The 3,002-nt window shown below is 72.0% G+C and carries 2 protein-coding genes; both read right to left on the reverse strand.

The features are described 5' to 3' along the window. The coding region (locus G3I40_RS13215) for an FAD-dependent monooxygenase (RefSeq protein WP_343244917.1) at positions 1 to 463 on the reverse strand (463 nt) is incomplete at its 3' end. 141 nt (positions 464 to 604) lie between these two features. After that, a complete protein-coding gene (locus G3I40_RS13220; RefSeq protein ID WP_164302358.1) occupies positions 605 to 2,965 on the reverse strand; it encodes a glycoside hydrolase N-terminal domain-containing protein in 2,361 nt (786 codons plus the stop codon). Between the last annotated feature and the right edge of the window lie 37 nt (positions 2,966 to 3,002).

Here is a 3,002-nt window from a genome sequence, read left to right on the forward strand (position 1 = left end):
AACCGGCCACGTACCGCGCCCGCCACCGGCCGGGCCGCCCGTCGGCCTCGCGCACGGCCACCTCGGGCCGCTCGCTGTCGGCGTCGTGCACCGCCACGGCCTCGGTGGCGAAACGGATCTGCCCGCCGCGCTCCAGGTACCGCGTCAACAGGTCGGTCACCAGGTCCTGTTGGGGGTAGACGGTGTGCCGCTCGCCCTGACCGAGCGTGCCGTAGTCCAGCCGGAACCGGCCGTCCTCGGTACGGAACTCGCAGGTGCTGTGGGACTGCCCGCGCCGGTGCAGGCCGTCGGCGAGACCGTGCCGGTGCAGGGTCTCCACGGTGCGGGCCGCCAGGAACCCGGCGCGGGCCCGCGTCTGCACCTGTGCGCGCTCGGCCCGCTCCAGGACGACGCAGTCGATGCCCGCGTCCACGAGGATGTTGCCCAGCACGAGTCCGGCCGGCCCGGCCCCGAGGACGAGCACGTCGGTTGCCTGGCCGGCCGGTACTGGTCGGCTCTTTCCGTCTGTCACGGATCGAGATACTAAGCACCCAAAAAACGTCGGTCGTACCGAAGTCACCTGAATGCCCGGTTCTGACAGGTGAGAGACAGGCAAGAGGGGATCTCAGCCCCGGAGCGTCACCCGCTTCCCGGGTTCGAGGCTGATCTTCCGCTCCCTGCCGCCGATCACGACGGTCGTCCGGCGGCCGCCGACACTGCGGATCGTGGCCTCGCGGACCCGGCCGCGGCGCCAGGACACGTCCACCGTGAAGCCGCCGCGGGCGCCCACGCCGGCGACGGAGCCGGAGTCGGCCCAGGCGTCGGGGAGCGCGGGCAGCAGCTCGATGCGGCCCGGGCGGGAGTGGACGAGCATCTCCACCATCGCCGTCGGGGTACCGAGGTTGGCATCGATCTGGAAGATGGCCCGGGTGTCCGAGACCCGGTACATGTCGAAGAAGTTCCGCGCCGTGCCGGTGTCACCGCCCGCCCAGGGGCGCAGATTGGTGAGCACCAGCCGGTAGGCCTTGTCGGCGTCCTTGAGGCGGGCCCAGCAGGCCGCCCGCCAGGCGCAGGCCCAGCCGTAGCTCTCCATACCCCGGGCGGTGAGCAACGCCGTTGCCCCCTTGAGGAGTTCGGGGTCGCCGCCGTCGGGGCGGATGCGGTCGCCGGGGAACAGGTTGATGAGCGGCGACAGATGGCGGTGGGTGGTCTCGCCGAGGTTGTCCTCGCTCATCCACTCCTCCAGCCAGCCGGACTTCGGGCTGACCTTCGGCAGGTAGAGCCGGTCGCGCAACTTCCGGACGGTGGCAGCGTGTTCGGGGTCACGGCCGAGGGTGCGGCACGCCTCCTCGTAGTGACCGAAGAGGGACCACAGGAGTTCCTGGGTGTACGTCATGCCGCGGGCGTCCTGCGGTCCGTGCTCGGGCGACCAGTCGTGGTCGTCGATCAGCACCTCGCGGCCGTCGACGGTCGTGGTGACCAGCCGCGCCTGCCAGAACTCGACGGCGCCCTTGAGCAGCGGCATGATCCGCGCCAGGTACTCCTCGTCCTGCGTGTACGCGTAGTGCTCGTGCAGGGACTCGCACAGCCAGGCGTTGCCGGCCGGGTGCCACCACCAGCCGAGGCCGCCGTAGGGGTTGGTGGAGAAGGCGACCGTCCAGCCCGCGACCTTCTCCGAGGTGTTGCGGTAGCGGTTGCGGGAGTCCTGGAACTGCCTCTGCGTGACCTCGCTCCACGCGGGGAGCTGGGCCAGGCAGTAGTCGGCGAAGGCCGGGAAGGTCTCGCCGAGGCCGGCCCGGTCGGCCAGCCAGTAGTTCATCTGGAGGTTGATGTCGGTGTGGTAATCGCCCATCCAGTCGGGGGTGTTGCCCTCCAGCCACAGCCCCTGGAGCCCCATCGGCAGTCCGTCGCGGGAGCCGCAGATGGTGAGGTAGCGGCCGAACTGCAGGTAGCTCGCCTCCAGTTCGGGATCCGGCGCCGCTCCCTCGGCGGCCCGCGCCTGCAGCCGCCGCCAGGTGTCCATGCCCCGCTGCCGCCCGGTGGACGCTCCCAGGTCGAGGGCGAAGCGGTCGTAGCGGGACCGGTAGTCGGCGACGTGCGTGTCCCGCAGCCGCCGGCCCGAAGTCCGCGTCGCCGCACGGGCCTTGTCCTGGGCCAGGGCGAGCGGGTCGGCGTCCGGGTCCCGGTAGCCGGCCGCGTGGTCCGGCGCGTAGTCGGTGCCGCCGCTGATGACGAGGGTGACCTCGGAGCAGTCGGTGAAGGTGACACGGGTGCCGGTGGCGTCGATCGCCCCGTCGCCGGCGGCGGTGACCGCGGCGGCGTAGCGCAGCTTGTTCCCGAAGGCGGCGGAGAAGGAGGCGAGGTGCCGGTCCTCGTCGACGCCCGTCGTCTCGCCGTGGGTGCCGGAGAGGATGACGGCGCCGCTGAGGGAGCCGCCGCCGCTCTGGCTCAGCCGGACCACGATCGCGTCGTCGGGGCCGCTGGCGAACATCTCGCGGACGTAGCGGACCTTGCCCTTGGTGTACGTCGTGGTGACGAGGCCGTTGCTGAGGTCGAGGCTGCGTCGGTAGTCGGTGACCTCGGAGAACTCGTGTCCGGGCAGGTACAGCATGACCCGGGCGAGCAGCGTGAAGCTGCCGAAGTCGTCGCGTCCGTACGGGAACTGGCCGTCCGCGTCGAGGGTGGTGTTGGCGCCGCCGGTCCACAGGGTGGCGTCGGTGACGTGGAACAGCTCGCGGGCGGGGTCGGCGCCGACGAGGGCGCCGAGCCGGCCGTTGCCCAGCGGCAGCCCCTGCTCGATGAGGAGGTCCTCGTCGGCCGGCTCGGGGTACCACAGGGTCGTTGCCTCGCGGGCGGGGACGAGCGGGGAGGACGTGGGGCGGCTCGGCGCGGCGTGGGCGGTGAACGTGGGCAGGGTGTTCAGGGCGAGGGCGGCGCCCAGGCCGAGGCCCAGGACGTGGCGCCTGGACGGCTGTCCGGCTGTCATGTGCGGCTCCTTGTGTACGGGCGGGTCGGTTCCTGCG

The organism is Streptomyces sp. SID14478, from assembly GCF_010548525.1.
Taxonomy (GTDB): domain Bacteria; phylum Actinomycetota; class Actinomycetes; order Streptomycetales; family Streptomycetaceae; genus Streptomyces.